Annotated in this window: 19 protein-coding genes and 1 pseudogene; 8 read left to right on the top strand and 12 right to left on the bottom strand. The window is 59.4% G+C overall.

From position 1 onward, the window contains the following. Positions 1-10 precede the first annotated feature (10 nt). The 4 genes from tauA to ABVN21_RS22235 all read right to left on the bottom strand — a co-directional run bounded on the left by tauA (position 11) and on the right by ABVN21_RS22235 (position 5,739). Positions 11-988, bottom strand: coding sequence for a taurine ABC transporter substrate-binding protein (gene tauA / locus ABVN21_RS22250; protein WP_339553622.1), 978 nt, complete (start codon positions 986-988; stop codon positions 11-13). Between the two features lie 186 nt (positions 989-1,174). After that, positions 1,175-2,758, bottom strand: a complete 1,584-nt coding sequence (gene gshA, locus ABVN21_RS22245; RefSeq protein WP_339553621.1) for a glutamate--cysteine ligase — start codon at positions 2,756-2,758, stop codon at positions 1,175-1,177. Between the two features lie 273 nt (positions 2,759-3,031). After that, positions 3,032-3,415, bottom strand: coding sequence for a PaaI family thioesterase (locus tag ABVN21_RS22240; RefSeq protein ID WP_339553620.1), 384 nt, complete (start codon positions 3,413-3,415; stop codon positions 3,032-3,034). After that, a complete protein-coding gene (locus tag ABVN21_RS22235; protein WP_339553619.1) occupies positions 3,415-5,739 on the bottom strand; it encodes a Tex family protein in 2,325 nt (774 codons plus the stop codon). The genes ABVN21_RS22240 and ABVN21_RS22235 overlap by 1 nt, the downstream gene beginning before the upstream one ends. Positions 5,740-6,099: 360 nt before the next feature. Between ABVN21_RS22235 and ompR the strand changes: the two genes are divergently transcribed. Both ompR and ABVN21_RS22225 read left to right on the top strand, forming a co-directional pair. Next, entirely contained in the window at positions 6,100-6,840 is a 741-nt protein-coding gene (gene ompR, locus ABVN21_RS22230) for a two-component system response regulator OmpR (protein WP_020795794.1), read from the top strand. A 103-nt stretch (positions 6,841-6,943) separates the two neighbouring features. Continuing rightward, a complete protein-coding gene (locus ABVN21_RS22225; protein ID WP_339553618.1) occupies positions 6,944-8,257 on the top strand; it encodes an ATP-binding protein in 1,314 nt (437 codons plus the stop codon). Positions 8,258-8,371: 114 nt separating this feature from the next. Here ABVN21_RS22225 and rimK read toward each other — a convergent pair whose 3' ends face one another. Both rimK and ABVN21_RS22215 read right to left on the bottom strand, forming a co-directional pair. Further along, entirely contained in the window at positions 8,372-9,277 is a 906-nt protein-coding gene (gene rimK / locus ABVN21_RS22220; protein WP_034148478.1) for a 30S ribosomal protein S6--L-glutamate ligase, read from the bottom strand. Beyond that, the gene (locus tag ABVN21_RS22215; RefSeq protein ID WP_231989933.1) at positions 9,274-9,693 is read right to left on the bottom strand and encodes an ATP-dependent zinc protease; all 420 of its coding nucleotides are present in this window, start codon (positions 9,691-9,693) and stop codon (positions 9,274-9,276) included. The genes rimK and ABVN21_RS22215 overlap by 4 nt, the downstream gene beginning before the upstream one ends. 275 nt (positions 9,694-9,968) lie before the next feature. Here ABVN21_RS22215 and ABVN21_RS22210 point away from each other — a divergent pair, with 275 nt between their 5' ends. The 3 genes from ABVN21_RS22210 (at position 9,969) to ABVN21_RS22200 (ending at position 13,213) form a co-directional block, all read left to right on the top strand. Further along, positions 9,969-10,373, top strand: a complete 405-nt coding sequence (locus tag ABVN21_RS22210; protein ID WP_274075090.1) for a S4 domain-containing protein — start codon at positions 9,969-9,971, stop codon at positions 10,371-10,373. A 215-nt stretch (positions 10,374-10,588) separates the two neighbouring features. Then, positions 10,589-11,491, top strand: a complete 903-nt coding sequence (gene hslO / locus ABVN21_RS22205) for an Hsp33 family molecular chaperone HslO (protein ID WP_339553617.1) — start codon at positions 10,589-10,591, stop codon at positions 11,489-11,491. Between the two features lie 180 nt (positions 11,492-11,671). Then, positions 11,672-13,213, top strand: a complete 1,542-nt coding sequence (locus ABVN21_RS22200; protein WP_339553616.1) for a phosphoenolpyruvate carboxykinase — start codon at positions 11,672-11,674, stop codon at positions 13,211-13,213. 68 nt (positions 13,214-13,281) lie between these two features. Here ABVN21_RS22200 and ABVN21_RS22195 read toward each other — a convergent pair. Continuing rightward, positions 13,282-13,587 (bottom strand): annotated as a pseudogene (locus tag ABVN21_RS22195) (DUF1493 family protein). Positions 13,588-13,845: 258 nt separating this feature from the next. After that, entirely contained in the window at positions 13,846-14,136 is a 291-nt protein-coding gene (locus ABVN21_RS22190) for a hypothetical protein (RefSeq protein ID WP_339553615.1), read from the bottom strand. Between the two features lie 372 nt (positions 14,137-14,508). On the opposite strand from ABVN21_RS22190, the gene ABVN21_RS22185 reads away from it, so the two are divergent. From ABVN21_RS22185 to ABVN21_RS22175, 3 genes are all read left to right on the top strand, one after another. Next, positions 14,509-16,437 carry an ATP-dependent DNA helicase RecQ gene (locus ABVN21_RS22185; RefSeq protein WP_339553614.1) on the top strand — a complete coding sequence of 643 codons (1,929 nt, stop codon included), beginning with the start codon at positions 14,509-14,511 and terminating at the stop codon, positions 16,435-16,437. Between the two features lie 216 nt (positions 16,438-16,653). Beyond that, entirely contained in the window at positions 16,654-17,880 is a 1,227-nt protein-coding gene (locus ABVN21_RS22180) for a 3-hydroxyacyl-CoA dehydrogenase NAD-binding domain-containing protein (RefSeq protein WP_339553613.1), read from the top strand. Between the two features lie 75 nt (positions 17,881-17,955). Further along, entirely contained in the window at positions 17,956-18,375 is a 420-nt protein-coding gene (locus tag ABVN21_RS22175; RefSeq protein ID WP_339553612.1) for a thioesterase family protein, read from the top strand. A 68-nt stretch (positions 18,376-18,443) separates the two neighbouring features. On the opposite strand, the gene ABVN21_RS22170 is transcribed toward ABVN21_RS22175, so the two are convergent. From ABVN21_RS22170 to ABVN21_RS22155, 4 genes are all read right to left on the bottom strand, one after another. Beyond that, positions 18,444-18,926, bottom strand: a complete 483-nt coding sequence (locus tag ABVN21_RS22170) for a glycine zipper domain-containing protein (protein ID WP_339553611.1) — start codon at positions 18,924-18,926, stop codon at positions 18,444-18,446. 356 nt (positions 18,927-19,282) lie between these two features. Then, a complete protein-coding gene (locus ABVN21_RS22165) occupies positions 19,283-21,631 on the bottom strand; it encodes an FdhF/YdeP family oxidoreductase (RefSeq protein WP_339553610.1) in 2,349 nt (782 codons plus the stop codon). Then, positions 21,628-22,467, bottom strand: a complete 840-nt coding sequence (gene fdhD / locus ABVN21_RS22160) for a formate dehydrogenase accessory sulfurtransferase FdhD (protein ID WP_339553609.1) — start codon at positions 22,465-22,467, stop codon at positions 21,628-21,630. Before fdhD ends, ABVN21_RS22165 begins: the two co-directional genes overlap by 4 nt. A gap of 92 nt (positions 22,468-22,559) precedes the next feature. Beyond that, positions 22,560-23,447: a LysR family transcriptional regulator gene (locus ABVN21_RS22155; protein WP_339553608.1), complete on the bottom strand. Its 888-nt coding sequence runs from the start codon at positions 23,445-23,447 to the stop codon at positions 22,560-22,562. Positions 23,448-23,534: the final 87 nt, after the last annotated feature.

Here is a 23,534-nt window from a genome sequence, read left to right as displayed (position 1 = left end):
TGACTCCCGATCAGTTGGTGATGAACTTGGCGCTGACGTAAGGGGCGTAGTCCGGCAGCACGGCTTCGACCTTGCCTTGTTCCTTGAGGAACACGGCGGTGTCAGTGATCGCTTTGGTGGTCGGTGCGCCGAGGGTGGTTACTTGATCAGCCGCCAGCGGGTAGACGTTGCCTTGCAGCAGCAGCGGAATGTCGCTGGCCTTGGCGCCGGACAGTTTCACCAATTTGTCGACGTTGCTTTGATCGGCGAGCCAGGCTTTCGGGTCTTTGCGGTAATCGGCGTAGGCATCCAGGGTGACTTTGGCGAATGCGGTGACGATTTCCGGGTGTTTTTCGGCGAAGTCTTTACGCACGATCCAGGCATCGAAGGTCGGTGCACCGAATTTGGCCAGTTCGCCGGAAGTGATCAGCACTTTGCCGTTTTCCTTGGCAACACCGAGCGCCGGGTCCCAAACGTAAGTAGCGTCGATATCACCGCGTTTCCACGCAGCGATGATGGCTGGGGGAGCGAGGTTGAGGACGGTGACTTTCGACGGGTCGATGTTCCAGTGCTTCAGCGCGGCCAACAGGCTGTAGTGGCCGGTGGAAACGAAAGGCACGGCGATTTTCTTGCCGATCAGGTCTTGTGGCGTTTTGATCCCGGAACCGTCGCGGGCGACCAGCGCTTCAGCCGCACCGATTTGGGTGGCGATGAGGAAGGTTTCAACCGGGACTTTGCGAGTGATCGCCGCTGTCAGGGGGCTGGAGCCGAGGTAGCCGATCTGCACGTCGCCGGAGGCGATGGCGGCGATGATGTCGGCACCGTTGTCGAATTTGCGCCAGCTGATGTCGGCCTTGGTGGCTTTTTCGTAAGCGCCGTCGGCCTGGGCGACTTTCGCCGGGTCAACGGTGGTCTGGTAGGCGACGGTGACGTCGGCCGCCTGGGCAAACAAACTCGCTGCAGCCAAAGATGCGGCCGCCAGCAAGCGAAGAGGGAAGTGCAGTTTCATTAGGGAAGCTCCTTGTCAGGCGACCGAGAGTCGGCGTGAAAGGAGACTAAATGATCTAAGAATTCGAAAATAAATAACTTTTTCGAATGAGCTTATGTGCGGAAATTTCTAAGAGCGACCGCTTCGCGGTCAATCGCTAGCAGGGTAGCTAGCCTGCTAGCGATAGGTCCGCAGGATTTTCCGGGATTAGTTACTGATCGCCAAAATGCTCGCCTGATACGACCCGACAAACACGTCGAAATCGCCGACTTCGTTCTGTTCCAGCTCCGTCTGTTGAGCCAGCGACGAACGCGCCAGTTCCTCGAACCTGGCCTGTTCCTCGGTCGCCAATGGCTCGCTGCGGAAAAACTCGGCATGGGCACGGCTCTGGCGCAGGGAGAACTCGGCGAAGCTTTCCTTGTGCTCGGCCATCGCCGCCAACACTTGGGCCGAAGGCGTCAGGGACGGGTCCTTGACCTTCGCCAGTTGCGCGTCCAGCGCCTTGCTGTGAGCATCGCCACTGTGGCTCTGATCCAGCAACGCTGCCAGTGGGGCGATATTTTCCAGCAGTTGCCCCGCCCACTCTTTCAGGTCGACCGGTTGACCGTCACGCTGCAATTGCAGGCCCGGACGGCGACCTTCCTTGACCACACTGAGGAAGTTCGAGGTCGCATTGCTGCAGCTGGTGTTGGTCAGCAGTGGGCTGTCGTTCAGCGCGCAATACAGCAGGAAGGCGTCGAGGAAGCGCGATTCGGTGAGGTCGATGCCTGTCGGCAGGAACGGGTTGATGTCCAGGCAGCGCACTTCGACGTACTGGATGCCACGGGCCATCAATGCCTGGATGGGCCGCTCGCCGGTGTAGGTCACGCGTTTCGGACGAATGTTGGAGTAGTACTCGTTTTCGATTTGCAGGATGTTGGTGTTGAGCTGAACCCACTCACCGTCCTTGTGGGTGCCGACTTCGACATACGGCGGGTACGGCGTGGCCACCGCTTTGCGCAGGCTGTCGATGTAGCTGGTCAGGTCGTTGTAACACGGCGTCAGGCCAGCCTGGGCGTTGCTCTGGTAACCCAGGTCGCTCATGCGCAGGCTGGTGGCGTACGGCAAATACAGGGTGTGCGGGTCCAGTTGTTCCAACTGGTGCGAACGACCGCGCAGGAAACCGGCGTCCAGTGCGGGCGAGGCGCCGAACAGATACATCAGCAGCCAGCTGTAGCGGCGGAAGTTGCGGATCAGCGCAATGTAGGACACCGACTGGAAGTCGCGATCAGTGCCGACAAATCCTTCGGCCTGCTTAAGCAATGGCCAGAGTTTTTCCGGCAGGGAAAAGTTGTAGTGAATCCCGGCGATGCACTGCATGGTCTTGCCGTAACGCAGGGCCAGGCCCTTGCGGTAGACGTACTTGAGCTGACCGATGTTGGACGTGCCGTAATAGGCGATCGGGATATCTTCCTCGGCCGGCAACGGGCACGGCATCGATGGACTCCACAGGTACTCGTTGCCGAGCTTGCTGTAGGCAAAACGGTGAATGCTGTCCAGGCTCGCCAGCGTATCGGCAGGATCGGGAAGGGCCGGGGTGATGAACTCCAGCAGCGACTCGGAATAGTCGGTGGTGATTTGTTCGTTGGTCAGCGCGGAACCCAAAGCTTCCGGGTGCGGCGTTTGCGCCAGGCGACCTTCGTCGGTCACGCGCAGGCATTCACGTTCGATGCCGTGAAGGCACTGTTCGAGCAGAGAGAGGTTAGCGCGCTCGCCGAGCAGGGCCAGGCGGCGGTTGAGAAGTTCGCTCAAGTTTGGATTCCTTCACGCGTCAGTCGCCCCAATATGGGGGTGGGCAAGACGGTCTACAAGGGTGAAGTTGAAATTGGCGTTTTCGCCTGGTTTTGGAGCCGCTCAGGCCATATGCCGGTCAGTTAATAACCGCACAATCCCTGTGGGAGCGAGCCTGCTCGCGATGAGGGTGTATCAGTCAACGGTAATGTCGTCTGACCCATCGCCATCGCGAGCAGGCTCGCTCCCACAGGATTCATTGCGCCGAAATTAACTCAAAACGGTGACATCTAGCTACAGGACAGCGAACGTGCCTTGTGCTTTTGCGACCAGTTTGTCGCCTTGCATTACGTCAGCTTCGACCACCAGCGTGCGGCGGCCCGGGTGGATCACCCGCGCCGTGCACATCACTTCACCGTCGGCGACGGCGCGGATGTAGTTGATCTTGCATTCGATGGTCGCGCTCTGCTGGTCAAAGCCGTGGGTACTGGAGCAGGCCAGCCCCATGGCAATGTCCACCAGGCTGAACAAGGCCCCGCCGTGCATTTTGTTGGCGCGATTGCGCAGCTCCGGCTCCAGCGCCAGGGCGATTTGCGCCACCCCGGTTTCCAGGCTGTGCAAACGACAGCCCAGCAGCTTGAAAAATGCGCTTTCGGTGTAACCGGCAGGGATGTCCATCAGCGTTTCTTCAACTGCTTGGCGTTGGCGAACAGCGAAGCCATGGCGTTGTTGGCCGGAGCCGCCGCCGTGGTTTCCTTACGCGGAGCGGTGTTTTGCGACTGGCGAGGTGCCGAACCCGGACGTGCACCGCGGGCGCCGTCGATTTTCTCGCCCGGGGTGTCGCTCATGCGCATCGACAGGCCCACGCGTTTACGCGGAATGTCGACTTCCATGACCTTCACTTTGACCACATCCCCGGCCTTCACCGCTTCACGCGGGTCCTTGATGAACTTCTCCGAAAGCGCAGAGATATGCACCAAACCGTCCTGATGCACGCCGATGTCAACGAACGCGCCGAAGTTGGTCACGTTGGTCACCACGCCTTCGAGGATCATGCCCAGTTGCAGGTCCTTGAGGTCTTCGACGCCTTCCTGGAACTCGGCGGTCTTGAACTCGGGACGCGGGTCGCGCCCGGGCTTTTCCAGCTCTTGCAAGATGTCGGTGACGGTCGGCAAGCCGAAGGTTTCGTCGGTGTACTTTTTCGGATCGAGACGTTTGAGGAACGTGGCATCGCCAATCAGCGAGCGGATGTCTCGATCGGTTTCAGCGGCGATGCGCTGCACCAGCGGATAGGCTTCCGGATGCACGGCGGACGAATCCAGCGGGTTGTCACCGTTCATGACGCGCAGGAAACCGGCTGCCTGTTCGAAGGTTTTTTCGCCCAAACGCGCGACTTTTTTCAACGCGGCGCGGGTTTTGAACGCGCCGTGCTCGTCGCGGTGGCTGACGATGTTCTGCGCCAGGGTCGCGTTGAGGCCGGAAATCCGCGCCAGCAGCGCCACGGAAGCAGTGTTCACGTCCACGCCCACGGCGTTTACGCAGTCCTCGACCACGGCGTCTAGGCCGCGTGCCAGTTTCAGCTGCGACACGTCGTGCTGGTATTGGCCGACGCCAATGGATTTCGGATCGATTTTCACCAGCTCCGCCAACGGATCTTGCAGGCGGCGGGCAATCGACACCGCGCCACGGATCGACACATCGAGGTCCGGGAATTCCTTGGACGCCAGTTCCGACGCCGAGTAAACCGAAGCACCGGCCTCGGAGACCATGACTTTGGTCATCTTCATGGCTGGGTATTTTTTGATCAGCTCGGCAGCCAGCTTGTCAGTTTCACGGCTGGCGGTGCCGTTGCCGATGGCGATCAGGTCCACCGAATGTTTGGCGCACAGGGCGGCAAGAATGGCGATGGTCTGGTCCCACTTGTTGTGCGGCACGTGCGGGTAAACCGTGGCGTGATCGAGCAGCTTGCCGGTGGAATCGACCACGGCCACTTTGCAACCGGTGCGCAGGCCCGGGTCGAGGCCCAGGGTGGCGCGCGGGCCGGCCGGTGCCGACAGCAACAGGTCGTGCAGGTTGTGCGCGAACACGTTGATCGCTTCGGTTTCCGCGCCATCGCGCAGTTCGCCCAGCAGATCGGTCTCCAGGTGGGTGTAAAGCTTGACCTTCCAGGTCCAGCGCACCACTTCGCCCAGCCATTTGTCGGCGGCGCGGTTCTGGTTCTGGATGCCGAACTGCTGGCCGATCATGCCTTCGCACGGGTGCATGGTGCCCGGCAGTTCATCGCCGACTTTCAGCGCGGAGCTGAGAATGCCTTCGTTGCGACCACGGAAAATCGCCAGTGCGCGGTGCGACGGCATGCTTTTCAGCGGTTCGTCGTGTTCGAAGTAGTCGCGGAACTTGGCGCCTTCCTCCTCCTTGCCGGCGATCACACGGGCGCTGAGGGTGGCTTCCTGCTTCAGGTAGTTGCGCAGCTTGTCCAGAAGGCCGGCGTCTTCGGCGAAGCGTTCCATCAGGATGTACTTGGCGCCTTCGAGGGCGGCTTTCACGTCGGCCACGCCTTTTTCGGCATCGACGAAGCGAGCGGCTTCGGATTCCGGGCTCAGGGTCGGGTCGTTGAACAGGCCGTCGGCCAGATCGCCGAGGCCGGCTTCCAGGGCGATCTGGCCCTTGGTGCGGCGCTTTTGCTTGTACGGCAAGTACAAGTCTTCGAGGCGGGTCTTGGTGTCGGCGAGCTTGATGTCGCGTTCGAGTTGCGTGGTCAGCTTGCCTTGCTCCTGGATGCTGGCAAGGATGCTGATGCGCCGTTCGTCGAGTTCTCGCAGGTAGCGCAGACGCTCTTCCAGATGACGCAACTGGGTGTCATCGAGGCTGCCGGTCACTTCTTTCCGGTAACGGGCGATGAAGGGAACGGTAGAGCCTTCATCGAGTAGCGCGACGGCCGCTTCGACCTGTTGTGGGCGTACACCGAGTTCCTCGGCGATGCGGCTGTTGATGCTGTCCATAAAACCACCTGACAAATTGTGAAAGCAGGCTCGCAGGCGCAGAGATAGAGGCTTGGCGAGTCTGGTTGAGCGGCCCGGGCTGCGCCGCTACCTGGGTCAACAGGCACTCCGTTGACCCGTGAAATCGAACAATTACTGCCGGCACCCTGAAAAAAATGGCGCCCGTCTGTAGTACCTGTCTGATGTTGCCTGACACAAATGGCCGCGCATTATAACCAGCGTTCGCTGTTCGGGGGCATCGGGGGTTGCCCGGTGCAATGGGCAGTTTTCTGGCGATAAAGGAAAAATCTGCTAACAATGCACACGGTGCGTATAACGGCAGCTACGCCATAATGCGCGCCGAGATCAAAGGAGCATCCAATGAGCAGCACTGCAAACATTGCTGAAGGCGAAAAAATTCTTATTGTTGACGACGATCCGGGCCTCAGCAGCCTGCTGGAACGTTTTTTCGTCAGCAAGGGCTACCGTGCTCGCGCCGTACCGAACACCGAGCAAATGGACCGCCTGCTGGCGCGCGAAGTGTTCAACCTGGTCGTCCTCGACCTGATGCTGCCCGGCGAAGACGGCTTGACCGCCTGCCGCCGCCTGCGTGGCGCGAACAATCAGATTCCAATCATCATGCTCACCGCCAAGGGCGACGAGCTGAGCCGCATCAAGGGCCTGGAACTGGGCGCCGACGATTACCTGGCCAAGCCGTTCAACCCGGACGAGCTGATGGCTCGCGTTAAAGCCGTCCTGCGTCGTCAGTCGGCCCCCGTGCCGGGCGCACCGGGCAGCGAAGACGAAAGCGTGACCTTCGGTGACTACGAACTGTCCCTGGCCACCCGCGAGCTCAAGCGCGGCGAAGAAGTGCACATGCTCACCACCGGTGAGTTCGCAGTGCTCAAGGCGCTGGTGATGAACGCCCGTCAGCCATTGACCCGCGACAAGTTGATGAACCTGGCCCGTGGCCGCGAGTGGGATGCCCTGGAGCGTTCCATCGATGTGCAGATCTCCCGTTTGCGCCGGATGATCGAACCTGATCCATCCAAACCGCGCTACATCCAGACTGTCTGGGGCGTGGGCTACGTGTTCGTACCGGATGGCGCCGCCACCAAGTGATTGGCGATTTGTAGGAGCGGGTCGTGCGGATGACATTGTCCGCAGACTCGCGATCCGCAATATGCGAGCATCGCTCGCTCCTGCAAGTGTGTAGCGGTTATCCATGAAAACCCCGGTTTGGTTTCCCCAGAGCTTCTTCTCTCGCACCCTTTGGCTGGTGCTGATCGTCGTCCTGTTCTCCAAGGCACTGACGTTGGTTTATCTGTTGATGAACGAAGACGTGCTGGTGGACCGCCAGTACAGCCACGGCGTCGCCCTGACGCTGCGCGCCTATTGGGCGGCCGATGAACAGAACCGCGACAAGATTGCCGACTCCGTACCTTTGATACGCGTAGTGGGCGCCGGTGTGCCGGAAGGTGAACAACACTGGCCTTACAGCGAGATCTACCAACGGCAGATGCAGGCCGAACTGGGCGCTGACACTGAGGTGCGATTGCGCATGCATGCACCTCCGGCGTTGTGGGTACGAGCGCCAAGCCTGGGCGAAGGCTGGCTGAAAGTTCCGCTGTACCCGCACCCGTTGCGCGGTCAGAAAATCTGGAATGTGCTCGGCTGGTTCCTCGCCATTGGCTTGCTGTCCACTGCGGCGGCGTGGATCTTTGTCAGCCAGCTCAACCAGCCTTTGAAACGTCTGGTGTATGCAGCAAGGCAGCTCGGTCAGGGTCGCAGCGTGCGACTGCCAATCAGCGATACGCCAAGTGAAATGACCGAGGTTTATCGCGCCTTCAACCAGATGGCCGAAGACGTCGAACAGGCCGGTCGCGAGCGTGAACTGATGCTGGCCGGGGTTTCACATGATTTGCGTACGCCGCTGACCCGTTTGCGGTTGTCTTTGGAGTTGATGGGCGACCGCAACGACCTCACTGACGACATGGTCCGCGACATCGAAGACATGGATGCGATTCTCGACCAGTTCCTGGCGTTCATTCGCGATGGTCGTGATGAGTCGGTAGAAGAGGTGGACCTCAGTGACCTCGTTCGTGAAGTCGCCGCGCCGTACAACCAGACCGAAGAAAAAGTGCGCTTGCGCCTGGAGCCGATCCAGCCATTTCCATTGCGTCGGGTGTCGATGAAGCGACTGCTGAACAATCTGATCGGCAACGCACTGCATCACGCTGGCAGCGGTGTGGAAGTGGCGGCGTATGTGTCGGGTGACACTGCCGCACCGTATGTGGTGCTGAGCGTAATGGACCGTGGCGCCGGTATCGATCCGGCGGAGCTGGAAGCGATCTTCAACCCGTTTACCCGCGGTGACCGTGCACGGGGCGGGAAGGGAACCGGTTTGGGATTGGCGATCGTGAAGCGAATTGCTTCGATGCATGGCGGGAATGTTGAGCTGCGCAACCGATCGGGCGGTGGCTTGGAAGCGCGGGTCCGCTTGCCGCTTGGGCTGATGCTGCCGCGGGATGCCGTTTAAGTTCACAACCCCTGTGGCGAGGGAGCTTGCTCCCGCTGGAGACCGAAGGCCTCCCATTTAGCGGCTGCTGCGCAACCGAGCGGGAGCAAGCTCCCTCGCTACAAATGTTCGGAGTTAGCCTTTGCCCTTGGTCCGCGTCATGTTCGGCCCACCATTTTTCTCCAGATGCTCAATGATGATCCCTGCCACGTTCTTCCCGGTGGTGGTCTCGATCCCCTCAAGCCCCGGCGACGAGTTCACTTCCATCACCAACGGCCCGTGATTGGAGCGCAGGATATCCACGCCCGCCACCGCCAACCCCATGACCTTCGCCGCGCGCAATGCGGTCATGCGCTCTTCCGGTGTGATCTTGATCAGGCTGGCGCTGCCGCCACGATGCAGGTTGGAACGAAACTCCCCAGGCTTGGCCTGGCGTTTCATCGCTGCAATCACCTTGTCGCCTACCACGAAGCAGCGAATGTCGGCACCGCCTGCTTCCTTGATGTATTCCTGAACCATGATGTTTTGCTTGAGGCCCATGAACGCCTCGATCACCGACTCTGCCGCGGTAGCGGTTTCACACAGCACCACGCCGATGCCCTGGGTGCCTTCCAGCACCTTGATCACCAGCGGCGCGCCGTTGACCATTGCAATCAGGTCGGGAATGTCGTCCGGGGAGTGGGCAAACCCGGTCACCGGCAAACCGATCCCGCGCCGCGACAACAATTGCAGCGAGCGCAGTTTGTCCCGCGAGCGCGCGATGGCTACCGATTCGTTGAGCGGAAACACACCCATCATTTCAAACTGGCGCAATACCGCGCAGCCGTAAAACGTGACCGACGCACCGATCCGCGGGATCACTGCATCGAAACCTTCCAGCGGTTTGCCGCGATAGTGGATCTGCGGCTTGTGGCTGGCGATGTTCATATAGGCGCGCAGGGTATCGACCACCACCATTTCATGGCCGCGTTCGGTACCGGCTTCGACCAGGCGACGGGTGGAATACAGACGCGGGTTCCGCGACAGCACAGCGATCTTCATGCAACACCTGTGGAGGACGTAGATACCGGGAACACCGGCTTGTCTTGTACATATTTAATGCCTGGATTGACCACCAACTGGCCGTCGATCAAAGCTTTGGAGCCGAGTAGCAGGCGATAACGCATGGACTTGCGGCAGGCGAGGGTGAACTCGACCCGCCAGACCCGATCACCGAGGGCCAGGGTGGTGCTGATTACGTATCGCACCTGCGCGTGACCGTTAGAGCTCTTAATGGTTTTTCTCGTCACCAGCGGTGCCTCGCAACGGCGGTGCCGCAACTGCACCACCGTGCCCAGGTGCGCGGTGAAGCGCACCCACTGCTCACCATCGCGATCGAATGTCTCAATGTCGGTGGCGTGCAGGCTGGAGGTGCTGGCGCCGGTGTCGATTTTTGCCCGAAGGCCGGCGACTCCCAAATCCGGGAGCGCCACCCACTCGCGCAGACCGACAACGGTCAAATGGTCAAATGTCTTCAAAATTGCTCAACCGGTAGATACCGCGGTGGCCGCAGGCGGCCGATTTCGCGGTATTCACGCAGAATAATGGTTAAAAGGCGACAGATATCTACGGCCCGGATTTCCAGCCCCGCGAGGCAGTTCTGGAATGTCAGCATTGTAGTCCGGGACGGAGTAATTCTTGGTACGACAGAACGGTAGTACAGTTCACCAATATTTCAGAGCGAGGAAATCCCATGGCACAAAAAAACGAAGAGGACGACAAAGTCCGCCTCGATAAATGGTTGTGGGCAGCGCGCTTTTACAAAACCCGCGCCCTGGCCAAGGCGGCGATTGAAAGCGGCAAGGTGCATTGTCGGGGCGAGCGCTGCAAACCGGGCAAGGAGCCGCGGATTGGCGATGAGTTTGTGATCCGCACCGGTTTCGAGGAGCGCACGGTAGTGGTCCAGGCGCTGTCGATTGTGCGCCGTGGTGCCCCGGAAGCACAGACGCTATACGCCGAAACCGAAGCCAGCATCGCCAAGCGCGAAAATGCCGCCGCCGAGCGCAAGGCAGGTGCTTTAGGCGTAAGTACCGATGGCAAGCCGAGCAAAAAACAGCGCCGCGATCTGTTCAAGTTTCGAGGCAGCAGTAACGAATGATTGACCGGGCCACCGATCACATCCATCCGGCCAAGACTTGTAATTGCGCCTGCGCGTAGCCATATGAGGTAATTCGCCTGCCATGCATGTGCCGTTCGTCGTAAAGCGCACACAGTCGCCGGCCCGTAAGCCATAACCAGACAGCAAGACGCTATGGCCGAGGCGTAACCTCGATTCTGTAATCATTTTTGTCACCACTTCAGATACCCAGACTTATGACCGACTTACCGGATAACGACTTCACCCAACGCTTCATCTTCGATGACAGCGACACCCGTGGCGAGATGGTTTCGCTGGAACTCAGCTACGCTGAAGTCCTGGCCAAACACGCCTATCCGGAGCCGGTTGCGCAACTGCTCGGCGAACTGATGGCGGCTGCGGCGTTGCTGGTCGGCACATTGAAGTTCGATGGTCTGCTGATTCTTCAGGCCCGTTCCGAAGGCCCGATCCCGTTGCTGATGATCGAGTGCTCCAGCGAGCGCGACATCCGTGGTCTGGCCCGTTACGAGGCCGACCGGATTGCCCCCGACGCCAGCCTTGCGGACTTGATGCCGGATGGCTCGCTGACACTGACCATCGACCCGAAACAGGGCCAGCGCTATCAGGGCGTCGTCGATCTGGATGGCGAAACCTTGTCCGACTGTTTCACTAACTACTTCGTCATGTCCCAGCAGATTGGCACTCGCATCAAGCTCTGCGCCGATGGCCGTCGCGCCCGTGGCCTGTTGCTGCAGCAATTGCCTGCTGATCGCTTGAAAGACGAAGAAGAACGCGCCGCCAGTTGGCAGCACCTCACCGCGCTGGCCACCACTCTGACCGCCGATGAGCTGCTGAGCCTGGACAATGAAACCGTGCTCCATCGCCTCTACCACGAAGAGCAGGTACGTCTGTTCGATGTGCAGAAACTGCGCTTCCGCTGCAGTTGCTCGCGCGAACGTTCAGCCAATGCTCTGGTCAGTCTGGGTATGGAAGACGCGCAAAACCTGGTGGTTGAGCACGGTGGAAAAATCGAAATCGATTGCCAGTTCTGCAATCAGCAATACCTTTTCGACGCCGCCGATGTCACTCAATTGTTCGCCGGAGCGGGTGTCGATACGCCGTCAGTTACCCGTCACTAAAACGATTCAGCGCAGGTAAATTCACTGGTTAGTGCCGGAATAACGCCGTTACGACAGGAGGGGCCTACTCTTTTTGGGCTTTTCTGGCATAATCCGGGCCACTTTTTTCGCGGTAGTAGTGCACGACTTTCTACTACAAAAACGTTTGGAGCACTCGGCCACTGGCCGACGGGGAACCTCATGACGCAAGCCAATAACGCCGTGTACACCGATCTGAGTGTTGATGATCTGGTGAAAGAAGCCCTCAACCGCGGTGAAGGCGAGCTTGCCGATACCGGCGCACTGGTTGTTCGTACCGGTCACCGTACCGGCCGTTCGCCAGTCGATCGTTTCATCGTTGATGAGCCGTCCACCACAGGTGCAATCGCCTGGGGCCCGATCAACCGCAAGTTCCCGGCTGACAAGTTCGATGCCCTGTGGGATCGCGTTGAGGCGTTTAACAACGCGCAAGAGCATTTCGTTTCCCACGTACATGTAGGCGCGGCCGAAGATCACTACCTGGCCGTGAAGATGACCACCCAGACTGCCTGGCAGAATCTGTTCGGTCGTTGCCTGTTCATCAACCCGGCCCAGTACAACCCGGCTGGCCGTGACGAATGGCAAGTACTGAACGTTGCCAACTTCGAGTGCGTGCCTGAGCGTGACGGCACCAACTCCGACGGTTGTGTGATCCTCAACTTCGCTGCGAAGAAAGTCCTGATCGCTGGCATGCGTTACGCCGGTGAAATGAAGAAAGCCATGTTCTCCGTGCAGAACTTCCTGCTGCCGGCCGCCGACGTGCTGCCAATGCACTGCGCTGCCAACATCGGCGAAGAAGGCGACGTGACCCTGTTCTTCGGTCTGTCGGGCACCGGTAAAACCACCCTGTCCGCTGACGAAAGCCGTTACCTGATCGGTGACGACGAACACGGTTGGGGCGAAGGCGTTGTCTTCAACATCGAAGGCGGTTGCTATGCCAAGTGCATCGACCTGTCCGAGAAGAACGAGCCAGTCATCTGGAAAGCCATCAAGCACGGCGCAGTTCTGGAAAACGTCGTCATCGACGATGCCAAGCACGCCGACTACGCTGATGTCAGCCTGACCCAGAACAGCCGCGCCGCGTACCCGCTGGAACACGTTGCCAAGCGTTCCGAGAAGAACCTGGGCGGCGAGCCGAACGCTGTGATCTTCCTGACCTGCGACCTGACCGGCGTGCTGCCGCCAGTGTCGATTCTCAACGAAGAACAAGCGGCCTACCACTTCCTGTCCGGCTACACCGCTCTGGTGGGCTCGACTGAAATGGGTTCGGGCAGCGGCATCAAGTCGACCTTCTCCACCTGCTTCGGCGCACCGTTCTTCCCGCGTCCGGCTGGCGAATACGCAGAGCTGCTGATCAAGCGCATCCGCGGCTTCGGTTCCAAGGTCTACCTGGTCAACACCGGCTGGACCGGCGGTGGCTACGGCGTCGGCAAGCGCTTCAACATCCCGACCACCCGCGCAGTGATCGCAGCGATCCAGAGCGGCGCGCTGATCGGCACCGAAACCGAACACCTGGACACCATCAACCTCGACGTGCCACTGGCCGTACCGGGCGTTGAGACTGGCCTGCTGAACCCACGCAACACCTGGGCTGACAAGCCATCCTACGACGAAGCAGCCAAAGCACTGGCCGGCCTGTTCATCGAGAACTTCAAGAAGTTCGAAGTGAGCGACGCGATCAAGGCTGCGGGTCCTAAGTTGTAAGTGTTGGTTTGATGCAATGAAAAAGCCGCCCTTCGGGGCGGCTTTTTTGTGGGTGTTTCAGCTGGCACTTATGCGTTTGGCTCTGGGCCCTCCAACTCTGATGTATCCCACCGCTGGACCTTGATCGCTTTGTAAGCATTCCGATAGTCAGTGGGAATTTGTCGCCGCGTCCCTTCGCCCTGCGCTTGAGGTAGACATCAAACCCTTCCGGCTGAAATTAGCGATAGGCGTCGTAGTCGATGAAGTCGATGGCGAACTGTTGTTCCAGCGCTTCCATCAGGTTCCGCGCATCGGTGCCGTCGCAGCCAAGGTCGAAGTTGATCGAGGTGGCGAGAGGATTGGTACCGACGTTCGTTCCGCAGAATTTCGTGCATCTGTTGCACGCTTTTCATCAGCTCATCGAAAAATCTGCTGATGGCTATCTCCGGCGTTCAATTCTTGATCGCTCCCGCGTAGTGCGGGAGCGATCTGCAACTGACGTTGAATCGGCGCTTTCCGCGATAGCCGACTAGGTGTCTTCTTTTGTAGGACGTTGCCGAAGCTTTGATAGGGCGTTGCTGACGGACTTATCCACATGGCACCGCGTTATCGTTTATCGCTGGCAAGCCAGCTCCTACAGGGGCGTGGTGTTTTCAGCCGGTGAGTTTCGGCAGGCGTTGTCGGGCGATGTCGAGCAGGTCGTTGCCGTCCTGGGTCAGCAGGTAGAGGGCGCTGACGATGTTGGGGATGTCGCTGCTGTCGGCTTGTTTGAAGCACAGGCAGTACAAGGTTTCGAGCAGGTCGCTGGCGGCGCGGATGCGTTGGCGGGCGGCGTCGAGGATTTCGAAGGGGTCGGCCTCGGTGTCGATGACCAGTACCGGGGTTTCGCTATAGCTGGATGTGAGTGGGCGGTAGCGTTCGGTCGGTGGATCGGGGATGGTCATCGAGGTAGGTCCTGTGCGAAAGCGGCAAGTGTTCCCGGCAGGCCGAGTCACTGATTTCAGCCGCGCCGGAAACTATAGAAGGGCCTGGCGTTGTGCGACAAGACGGCTGAGGTCGACAGGTTTTGTAGGGTTTTTGTTTGGATTAGGGGACAGGGACTACGTCCTGGTTGAAGGTGCCTCAGACTGTGTAGGTTATTTCGGGTTTTGTGGTGGCTGGGCTAGCGATGGCAATCTGACGATCGCTACATCCCTCAAGTCTTCCAGGTCATCCGCTGTATCATCCCGTATCGTTTTTAACACCGACCTTTTCTCGACTCGCTGCAATCGCCGGCTAGGCTTTGTTCATCGCAGCGGTCAACGGAGTGACAGCTTATGCACAACACCCTGGAACAGGTTTTCGGTTATCCACAGTTTCGACCCGGTCAGGAGAAAACCGTCAGCGCCGTGCTGGCGGGGCGTTCGGCGGCGGCTATTTTTCCCACCGGTTCCGGCAAATCCCTGTGCTATCAATTATCGGCCGTGTTGCTCCCGCATCTGACGCTGGTGGTCTCGCCACTATTGGCGTTGATGCAGGATCAGTTGGCGTTCCTGCAACGCCACGGCATTGCGGCGGGCAGTATCGATTCGGCCCAGAGCCGCGACGACGCCAGCGATGTGATGGCCCGCGCCAAGTCTGGCGAATTGAAGATTTTGATGATTTCGGTGGAGCGCCTGAAAAACGAGCGCTTCCGCAATTTCTTGCAGCAAGTGCCGATCTCGTTGCTGGTGGTGGACGAGGCGCATTGCATCTCTGAGTGGGGCCACAACTTCCGCCCCGACTACCTCAAGCTTCCGGACTACCAGCACCAATTCAACATTCCTCAGGTACTGCTGTTGACGGCCACCGCGACGCCGAAGGTGATCGCGGATATGCAAAGCAAATTCGCCATCGCCGCCGAAGATGTGGTGACCACCGGTTTCTACCGGCCGAACCTCAACCTGTTGGTGGAGCCGGTACGAGGCGCGGACAAGCGCCGACGCTTGGTCGAGTGGATGAGCCAGCGCCCGGGCCAGCCGAGCATTGTTTACGTCACCCTGCAGAAAACCGCCGAGCATATCGCCGAATATCTGGAGCGCAATGGCCTCCAGGCCGAGGCTTATCACGCAGGTTTGCCCCATGAACAACGGGAAGCGATCCAGAAGCGCTTCATGGGTGGGCAGTCCAACTGCATCGTCGCCACCATCGCGTTCGGCATGGGCATCGACAAGAGTGACATCCGCAACGTGGTGCATTTCGATCTGCCCAAATCCATCGAAAACTACAGCCAGGAAATCGGCCGTGCAGGGCGTGACGGGCAGCCGTCAGATTGCCTGGTGCTGGCCAACCGCGACAGCCTCAACGTGCTGGAAAACTTCGTCTACGGCGACACGCCGGAACTGGATGGCATCCGCTGTGTGCTCGACGAAATGCAAGGCGCTGCGCCCGAAGGGCAGTGGGAGTTTTTGCTGGGGCCACTGGCGGATCAGAGCAACATTCGCCAGTTACCGCTCAAGACCTTGCTGGTGCAGTTGGAGCTTCGGGGGCTGATTGCCCCGCGTTACGCCTACTACGCCGAATACCGCTTCAAGTATTTGCTGGAACCCGAGGCGCTGCTGGCGCGTTTTGAAGGTGAGCGCAGGGATTTCGTCGCGGCGATCATCCAGACCTCCAGTCGCGCACGCACTTGGGCTACGGTGAATTTCGATGCGCTATACGAGCAACATCACGCCGAGCGTAACCGGGTGGTCAAGGCGCTGGATTATTTCCAGGAGAAGGGCTGGGTCGAGCTGGAAAGCAAACAGATGACCGAGGTCTACAGCCTGTTGCAAAGCGATTTCGACACACAGGCCTTGAGTGCTGAATTGCACGCCTACTTCACTCGTCATGAGCAAACTGAGATCGCGCGGATTCACGCCATGCTGGACCTGTTCGCCACCGAGCATTGTTTGGGTTATCGCTTGGCCGAGTATTTCGGCGATGAAAATGCGCCACGGCAGTGCGGTCACTGTTCGGTGTGCCATGGGCAAGTGGCGCGGCTGCCAGCGCCGCCGGAGTTACCGGCACTTGTGGATAAAAACTTCGAGGCATTATGTGGTGATTTTATCCACAGGCATGAGCAACACACGGGACGTTTGCCGTCGGCCGAGCGGGTGACGCGGTTTCTGTGCGGGATCAGTGTGCCGCTGTTCACCAAGCTCAAGGCACGATCGATTTCAGGGTTCGCGGTGCTCGAGGATTATCCGTATGGCGAGGTGCGCAGTTGGGCTGAGCAGCATCTCTGAGTTTGAACCGTGTCCTTGCAGGAGGCGGCTTGCTGGCGATATCGGTCCGACAGCCAGCACATATGTTGAATGGGACGTCGCCATCGCCAGCAAGCCGGCTCCTACAGAGTCGCATCCATGCGCTGAATGTCGCTCATCACAGGAATAAATTTCAAAAATGCGCGGTAGCTGACTATGGTGGGGGCTGTCTTTGGATCGCCAACAAGAGAACAAAACATGAGCCAGACACCGTTCAATATTCAGCGCGCAGCCGTGATCGGCGCGGGCACCATGGGCCGTGGCATCGTCATGTGCCTGGCCAACGCCGGAGTGTCGGTGCAATGGGTCGATAACAATCCGCAGATGCTTGAACAGGCACTGGTCACCGTTGCCGACGCTTACGCCCATAGCGTTCGACAGGAGCGTATCGATCAGGCCGAGGCTGATGCTCGCATCGCGCGTGTTACGGCCGCCGCCGATTATGCGGCGATCCGTGATGTCGACCTGGTTATTGAAGCTGTCTACGAAAACCTCGAACTCAAGCAAAAAATCTTCTGCGAACTGGATGGCCTGCTCAAACCTGAAGCCATTTTAGCGAGCAATACCTCTGCGCTGGACATCGACGCCATCGCTGCGGTCACGCGCCGTCCACATCAGGTCCTCGGCCTGCACTTTTTCAGCCCGGCGCACATCATGAAGCTGCTGGAAATCGTCCGCGGTGCAGAGACTGCCCCAGCGGTGCTTGAAGCCGCATTGGCCCTGGGCAAGCGCATGGGCAAGGTCAGTGTGGTGGCGGGCAACTGCGACGGTTTTATCGGCAACCGTATGCTCAATACCTATGTGCTTGAGGCGCGCAAAATGTTGCTGGAAGGTGCTTACCCTTATCAGGTGGATGCGGCGCTGCAGGGCTTCGGTTTCGCCATGGGACCGTTCCGCATGTTTGACGTAGTCGGCGTGGACCTGCAATGGCGCGCCCGACAGTTGTCTGGCGTAGGGCAGGATGCGCCAGAAGTGCAGGTGGATAATCGCCTGTGCGAACTGGGCCGTTTCGGGCAGAAGAGTGGCAACGGTTTTTACCACTATGAGCCGGGCAGTCGGCAGGCAGAGCACGACCCGCTGGTTGATGCATTGGTGTTGGAAGTGAGCGAAGGTTTGGGCTTCCAGCGCCGTGAGATAAGCCAAGAGGAGATTCGGGAGCGCAGCTTGCTGGCGTTGGTCAACGAGGGTGCGAAAATCCTGCAGGAAGGGGTCGCCGGGTCGGCCCATGACATCGATCTGGTGTACCTCAACGGTTACGGCTTCCCGGCGGAGAAGGGCGGGCCGATGGCCTGGGCGGATCAGCAAGGGTTGGCGGATATTCATCAACGCTTATTGGCGCTGGAGACCCGTCAGGGTGATCACTGGCAGCCGGCGCGGTTGATCGGTGAGCTGGCTGCGGCGGGTAAAGGGTTTGCTGATCGTTGAGTGATCTATTGCCAGCGAAGAATGCGACACGGTTTTCGACATAGACTGGCAACCTAACTCCAGGAACCCATACTGATGCCCCAACGTACCGAATACCCACACTTCCAACCCATCACCACGCGCTGGCACGACAACGACGTCTACGGTCACGTCAACAACGTCACCTACTACAGCTTCTTCGATACGGCGGTGAACACCTATCTGATCGAAGTCGGTGGTCTGGATATCCATGACGGTGAAGTGGTGGGTTTTGTGGTGAGCTCAGCCTGCGATTACTTCGCTTCCATCGCGTTCCCGGACCGGATCGAGATCGGTTTGCGGGTTGGCAAACTGGGCAACAGTTCGGTGCAGTACGAGTTGGCGGTGTTCAAACACGGAGAGGACGAGGCCTGCGCAGCGGGGCGCTTTGTGCATGTGTTTGTCGACCGCGCTTCGAATCAACCGGTGGCGATTCCGCCCGGTTTGCGCGGGGCCCTGGAACGTCTGGTGGTGTAAGGCAGGCAAAAAAAATCGCAGCCCTGGGGCTGCGATTTTTTTCACCTGTCAGCGAAACCATTCCGGTCTCAACGACGGTGACGGTAGTACTTGTGATGTTTGCGATGGCCGTAGTGGTTACCGCGATCGTGACGATGGTGATCATCATAGTAACGACGACCGCCACGACGATCATCATCATCGTCGTCATCGGCCTTGTTGCCCATGTAGTTACCCAGCGCGCCACCGGCGCCGCCGCCTGCTGCGGAGCCGATCAGGCTGCCGGTGGTGCCGCCCACGCTGCGGCCGACCACGTTACCGCCTGCTGCGCCCAACGCACCGCCAATGGCGGCTTCGCCACGGCTGCGTTTGTCTGCGCCAACTGCGCTACCACCCGCGCCGCCCAGGGCTGCGCCAATGGTGGAACCTGTATTGCCGCCAAGCGACTGGCCGACGACCGAGCCCAAAACCCCGCCCAATGCGCCGCCCACACCTGCTTCGGTGGTGCCGCCGGCAGAAGCGATGCCACTGACCAGGCCAAGGGACAACAAGAGAATCGAGGAGAACTTCATAAAGGAACCTCAAGGGGATGACGGCGCGATCCTGAGGCTGTGTCATGGGCGTGACAATCGAAATCCGACGAGTAACACGACTTCAGCACATTTCTATAAGTTGCTGTTTTTTGGGCGGAACTTAACGGTTTTTCGCCGGTCTTTTACTACTTCACAAAGGCTGTTTTCATTAGAAAACGGCCTTTTTTGTGGGTGTTTGGAAAGTTGTGATCAATGCTGGTCGGTGTGTTGAATCTTCCGATGCCATTGCGAGCAAGCTTGCTCCTACAGGGATTCTGTCGAACACAAATTATGTGGTCAACAGCAAAACCTGTAGGAGCAAGCTTGCTCGCGATAGGGCCAGAACCAACGACGCGTTAGGCCGACCGGGCCAAGATCAACCCAGTCTCACTCGCCGCTTCCAACCGGATCGCCACGAACTTCGATGTTGGCGTATGGCTGCCATCCCCGGTGCTTTCCAGCGGCACCAACGGGTTCACTTCCGGGTAGTACGCGGCCGCTTGGCCCGCCGGGATATCGAACGCCAAGAGGGTGAACCCTTTCACCCGACGCTCCACGCCATCATCCCAGATCGACACGATGTCAGCCTTTTGTCCCGGCGTGAAGCCCAGACGAATGATGTCGGCTTCGTTGACGAACAGCACATCTCGTTGCCCCTTCACTCCGCGATAACGATCGTTGAGGCCATAGATCGTGGTGTTGTACTGATCGTGGGAGCGCATCGACTGCATGATCAGGTCCGGCAGCCTGCCGGTGGCGCGGGTGCGTTCGTGTACCAGATCTTTGGGCAGCATATTGGGTTTGAAATTGGCCCGGCCCGATGCGGTGTTCCACTTGCGCGCACCGGCGCTGTTGCCGAGGTAGAAACCGCCCGGATTCTTGATCTTCTCGTTGAAGTCCTTGAAGTTCGGGATGGTGTCGGCGATCAGGTCGCGGATGCGCCTGTAGTCGGCCACCAGCCAATTCCAGTCCACCGGGTGGCTACCCAGCGTGGCTGCCGCGATCCCGGCCAGGATCGCCGGCTCAGAGCGCATCTGGTTCGACAGCGGCTCCAATTGGCCGTTGGAGGCGTGGACCATGCTGAACGAGTCTTCGACGGTCACTGCTTGAGGGCCCTCGGTTTGCCGGTCGATATCGGTGCGGCCCAGGCATGGCAGGATCAGCGCATCTTTACCGTGGGCCAGATGGCTGCGGTTGAGCTTGGTGCTGATCTGCACGGTCAGGTCGCAATTGCTCAAGGCCTGGAAGGTGCGTGTACTGTCGGGAGTGGCTTGGGCGAAGTTGCCGCCCAGGGCGATAAACACTTTCGCCCGACCTTCGGCCATGGCGTGAATCGCCTCGACCACGTTGTGCCCGTTGTCGCGGGGTACCTTGAACTGGAAGCGTCGCTCCAGTGCATCAAGGAACGCCACCGGCGGGCGCTCGTTGATGCCCATGGTCCGGTCGCCCTGCACGTTGCTGTGACCACGCACCGGGCACAGGCCCGCGCCTGGCCTGCCGATGTTGCCGCGCAGCAACATGAGGTTGGCGATTTCCTGGATGGTCGCCACCGAATGGCGGTGCTGGGTAATGCCCATGGCCCAACACATGATGACGTTCTTGCCCTTGGCGTACATGCGCGCCGCTTGTTCGATTTCCACAAGGGTCAAACCGGATTGCTCGACGATCTGTTCCCACGGAGTGTCGTCAACGATGCCGAGGTACTCCAGCACATTGGCGCTGTGTTCGTTGAGAAAATCGTGATCGAACACGGCAGGCTCACCCGCTTTCTGCGCGTCGCGCTCCCATTGCAACAGGAACTTGGCCATGCCCCGCATGATCGCCATGTCACCGCCCAAGGCTGGACGGAAGTAAGCGGTGTTGGTCGCTTTAAAGCCGTTGGTGAGCATTTCGATCGGGTGTTGCGGATGCTGGAAGCGTTCCAGTCCGCGCTCTTTCAGCGGGTTGATGCAGACCACTTGCGCGCCGCGCTTCACCGCTTCGCGCAACGGTTCGAGCATACGCGGGTGGTTGGTGCCGGGGTTCTGACCCCAGACGAAAATCGCATCGGCGTGTTCGAAATCATCGAAGGTCACGGTGCCTTTGCCGACACCAACGCTTTGCGACAACGCAACGCCGCTGGCTTCGTGACACATGTTCGAGCAGTCGGGGAAGTTGTTGGTGCCATAGGCGCGCACGAACAACTGATAGAGAAAAGCCGCTTCGTTGCTGGCACGTCCCGAGGTGTAGAACTCGGCCTGATCCGGGCTCGACAAGCCTTGCAGGTGCTTGGCGATCAGTGCGAACGCGTCATCCCAGCCGATTGGTTTATAGCGATCGGTGGCGGCGTCGTAGCGCAGGGGCTCAGTCAAGCGGCCCTGGTATTCAAGCCAGTAGTCGCTCTGTTCCAACAACGAGGTAACGCTGTGTTTGGCGAAGAATTTGCCGTCGACACGCCGTTTGGTCGCTTCCCAGTTAACTGCTTTGGCGCCGTTTTCGCAGAACGCCACCATGCCGGCTTCATTGGAATCGCCCCAAGCACAACCCGGGCAGTCGAAGCCGCCGTTCTTGTTGGTCTTGAGCATCATGCGCAGGTTTTTCAGGGCGTTGTCGCTGGTCAACCAGGCCTGGGCGACGCTGATCAGTGCGCCCCAGCCACCGGCCGGGCCTTTGTAGGGTTTGTAGCGAGGAACGGGGGTCTGATCGGCTTGACGGTGTTGACTCACGCTTGATTCTCCAAAGCCGGGCTGTACACCCGCGGCGCATTCTTTTGTGGCAAATGGATGAGATTGAGGTTGTGGCGACGGGCCCATTGCACGGCGAGGCCCGTGGGCGACGACAGACTGACCAGCGTCTGGATGCCGGCGCGCAGCACTTTCTGGATCAATTCGAGGCTGCACCGGCTGGTGACAATCGCCAGCCCGCCAGTGAGCGGGATATTGCGGCGAATCAGCCCACCTATCAGTTTGTCGAGGGCGTTGTGCCGGCCGATGTCTTCACGACCGAGCAGCAATTCACCTTTGTCGTTCATGAACACTGCCGCATGGACGGCGCCGCAATACTGGCCGAGCGGCTGGAACTCATTGATGCGCTGGCGCAGGCCGTCGAGCCATTCGGCGGGTGGCAGTGGCGCGCCGGGCAACACTTTGAGGTCAGGCAACGCCTGCTCGACCGCTTCCACGCCACAGAGCCCGCAACCGCTGGTGCCGGCCAGTTGCCGACGCTGCTGCTTGAGGTTCCAGAAGGCGCGGTTGGCGATGGTCACTTGCGCGTACTGCGCCGACCCTGAGCCACTGAGTTGCAGGTCATAAATGTCCGTGGCGTCCTGGATGATGCCGCTGCCCAGGCTGAAGCCGACGATGAAGTCTTCAAGATCGGTCGGCGTCACCAGCATGACTGCCTGGCTGATGCCGTTATAGGCGATCGCCAACGCGACTTCTTCAGCCAGCGCAGTGCTGTCCGATTCAGAGTATTCAAGGTTGCTGTAACTGTAGGTCTGGCTGGCAGCAGGCTCGGGCGTTTTTGGGGCGGGCGCCGAGCAGTCAGGGCGCTTGGCGTTCATGGCATCACCGTCGGTTTGGTCAGCTTTAAGACTAGGCGCGACAACTTGTCACGTCTAATCGCTAATACTGATCTACCGATAGATGGCGTCGATCAAGCGCTCGGTAGTGATTGTTGAAAAATTGAAAAACAGGCCTCCGCCAACGCCGAGCGAGGGGCGCTGCGACGCATGATCAGTCCCAGCCGGGCGAGTGTCTGGGCATTTTCGATGGGGTGCAGGCGCAGGTGATCGGTGAGATTTTCCAGGCCACCGTCCAGCGGCATCACGGCGCAGCACAGGCCACCGTGCACAGCTTGTAACAGTTGATGCACGGCATCGGTCTGCAACAGCGGTTGCGGGCTCAGGCCGCGGATATGGAAGTTGTGGTCGATTGACTGGCGAAAGTGCATGCCGCTGGTGAGCATGCCTAATGGCAGCTCCATCAACGATTCCCAACTCAGCGGCGCCTCGCCGAAGGTAAAGAAGCGCAGGTCGTAGAGCAGGCCCATACGTGTTTCGCTGAAAGTCAGCGACTCGAAACGTTCGCTGTCCAGGCGCTCCAGGTAAGAGATTCCGATATCCAGCCGATTGTTCGCCAACTGTTCGAGAATCTGCTCGGAACTCAGCGCCGACAGTTCGAAGCGCAGGCTCGGGTGTTCGGCGTGCAGGCGTTGCATCAGCGGCAGTGGATCGAAACTCGACAACGGCACCACACCCAGGCGCAACGTACCGACCAGGTTGCCACGACAAGCGGCTGCTTCGGCGTACAAGCCGTCGTAGGCTGCCAGGACCGTACGGGCCCATGCAAGCACCCGTTCACCCGGCGCAGTAAAACCTTCGAAGCGCTGACCGCGATTGACCAGCGGCAGGTCGAGTTCTTCTTCAAGGCTGCGCAAGCGCATGGACAACGTTGGTTGAGTGATGTGGCAACGCGCGGCGGCCTGGCCGAAATGCCGGGTTTCGTCGAGAGCGATGAGGAATTTCAGCTGCTTGATGTCCATCTTCGCTCCAGGGTTCGGGAAGGGGCGGATTCTATCCCTGGCGGGAAGCGGCGTCATTGGTCGGGTTGGATTCGCAAGTGTCGGGGG

This window comes from Pseudomonas sp. MYb327 (assembly GCF_040438925.1).
In the GTDB taxonomy this organism is placed as follows: Bacteria; Pseudomonadota; Gammaproteobacteria; order Pseudomonadales; family Pseudomonadaceae; genus Aquipseudomonas.
The sequence above is the reverse complement of the archived record's forward strand: the minus strand, read 5'-3'. Positions and strand labels throughout refer to the sequence as shown.

Coding starts and splice junctions, on each gene's coding strand:
- tauA (WP_339553622.1), bottom strand. CDS start 988: ATGAAACTGCACTTCCCTCTTCGCTTGCTGGCGGCCGCATCTTTGGCT.
- ABVN21_RS22240 (WP_339553620.1), bottom strand. CDS start 3,415: ATGGACATCCCTGCCGGTTACACCGAAAGCGCATTTTTCAAGCTGCTG.
- ABVN21_RS22235 (WP_339553619.1), bottom strand. CDS start 5,739: ATGGACAGCATCAACAGCCGCATCGCCGAGGAACTCGGTGTACGCCCA.
- ompR (WP_020795794.1), top strand. CDS start 6,100: ATGAGCAGCACTGCAAACATTGCTGAAGGCGAAAAAATTCTTATTGTT.
- ABVN21_RS22225 (WP_339553618.1), top strand. CDS start 6,944: ATGAAAACCCCGGTTTGGTTTCCCCAGAGCTTCTTCTCTCGCACCCTT.
- rimK (WP_034148478.1), bottom strand. CDS start 9,277: ATGAAGATCGCTGTGCTGTCGCGGAACCCGCGTCTGTATTCCACCCGT.
- ABVN21_RS22210 (WP_274075090.1), top strand. CDS start 9,969: ATGGCACAAAAAAACGAAGAGGACGACAAAGTCCGCCTCGATAAATGG.
- hslO (WP_339553617.1), top strand. CDS start 10,589: ATGACCGACTTACCGGATAACGACTTCACCCAACGCTTCATCTTCGAT.
- ABVN21_RS22200 (WP_339553616.1), top strand. CDS start 11,672: ATGACGCAAGCCAATAACGCCGTGTACACCGATCTGAGTGTTGATGAT.
- ABVN21_RS22190 (WP_339553615.1), bottom strand. CDS start 14,136: ATGACCATCCCCGATCCACCGACCGAACGCTACCGCCCACTCACATCC.
- ABVN21_RS22185 (WP_339553614.1), top strand. CDS start 14,509: ATGCACAACACCCTGGAACAGGTTTTCGGTTATCCACAGTTTCGACCC.
- ABVN21_RS22180 (WP_339553613.1), top strand. CDS start 16,654: ATGAGCCAGACACCGTTCAATATTCAGCGCGCAGCCGTGATCGGCGCG.
- ABVN21_RS22175 (WP_339553612.1), top strand. CDS start 17,956: ATGCCCCAACGTACCGAATACCCACACTTCCAACCCATCACCACGCGC.
- ABVN21_RS22170 (WP_339553611.1), bottom strand. CDS start 18,926: ATGAAGTTCTCCTCGATTCTCTTGTTGTCCCTTGGCCTGGTCAGTGGC.
- fdhD (WP_339553609.1), bottom strand. CDS start 22,467: ATGAACGCCAAGCGCCCTGACTGCTCGGCGCCCGCCCCAAAAACGCCC.
- ABVN21_RS22155 (WP_339553608.1), bottom strand. CDS start 23,447: ATGGACATCAAGCAGCTGAAATTCCTCATCGCTCTCGACGAAACCCGG.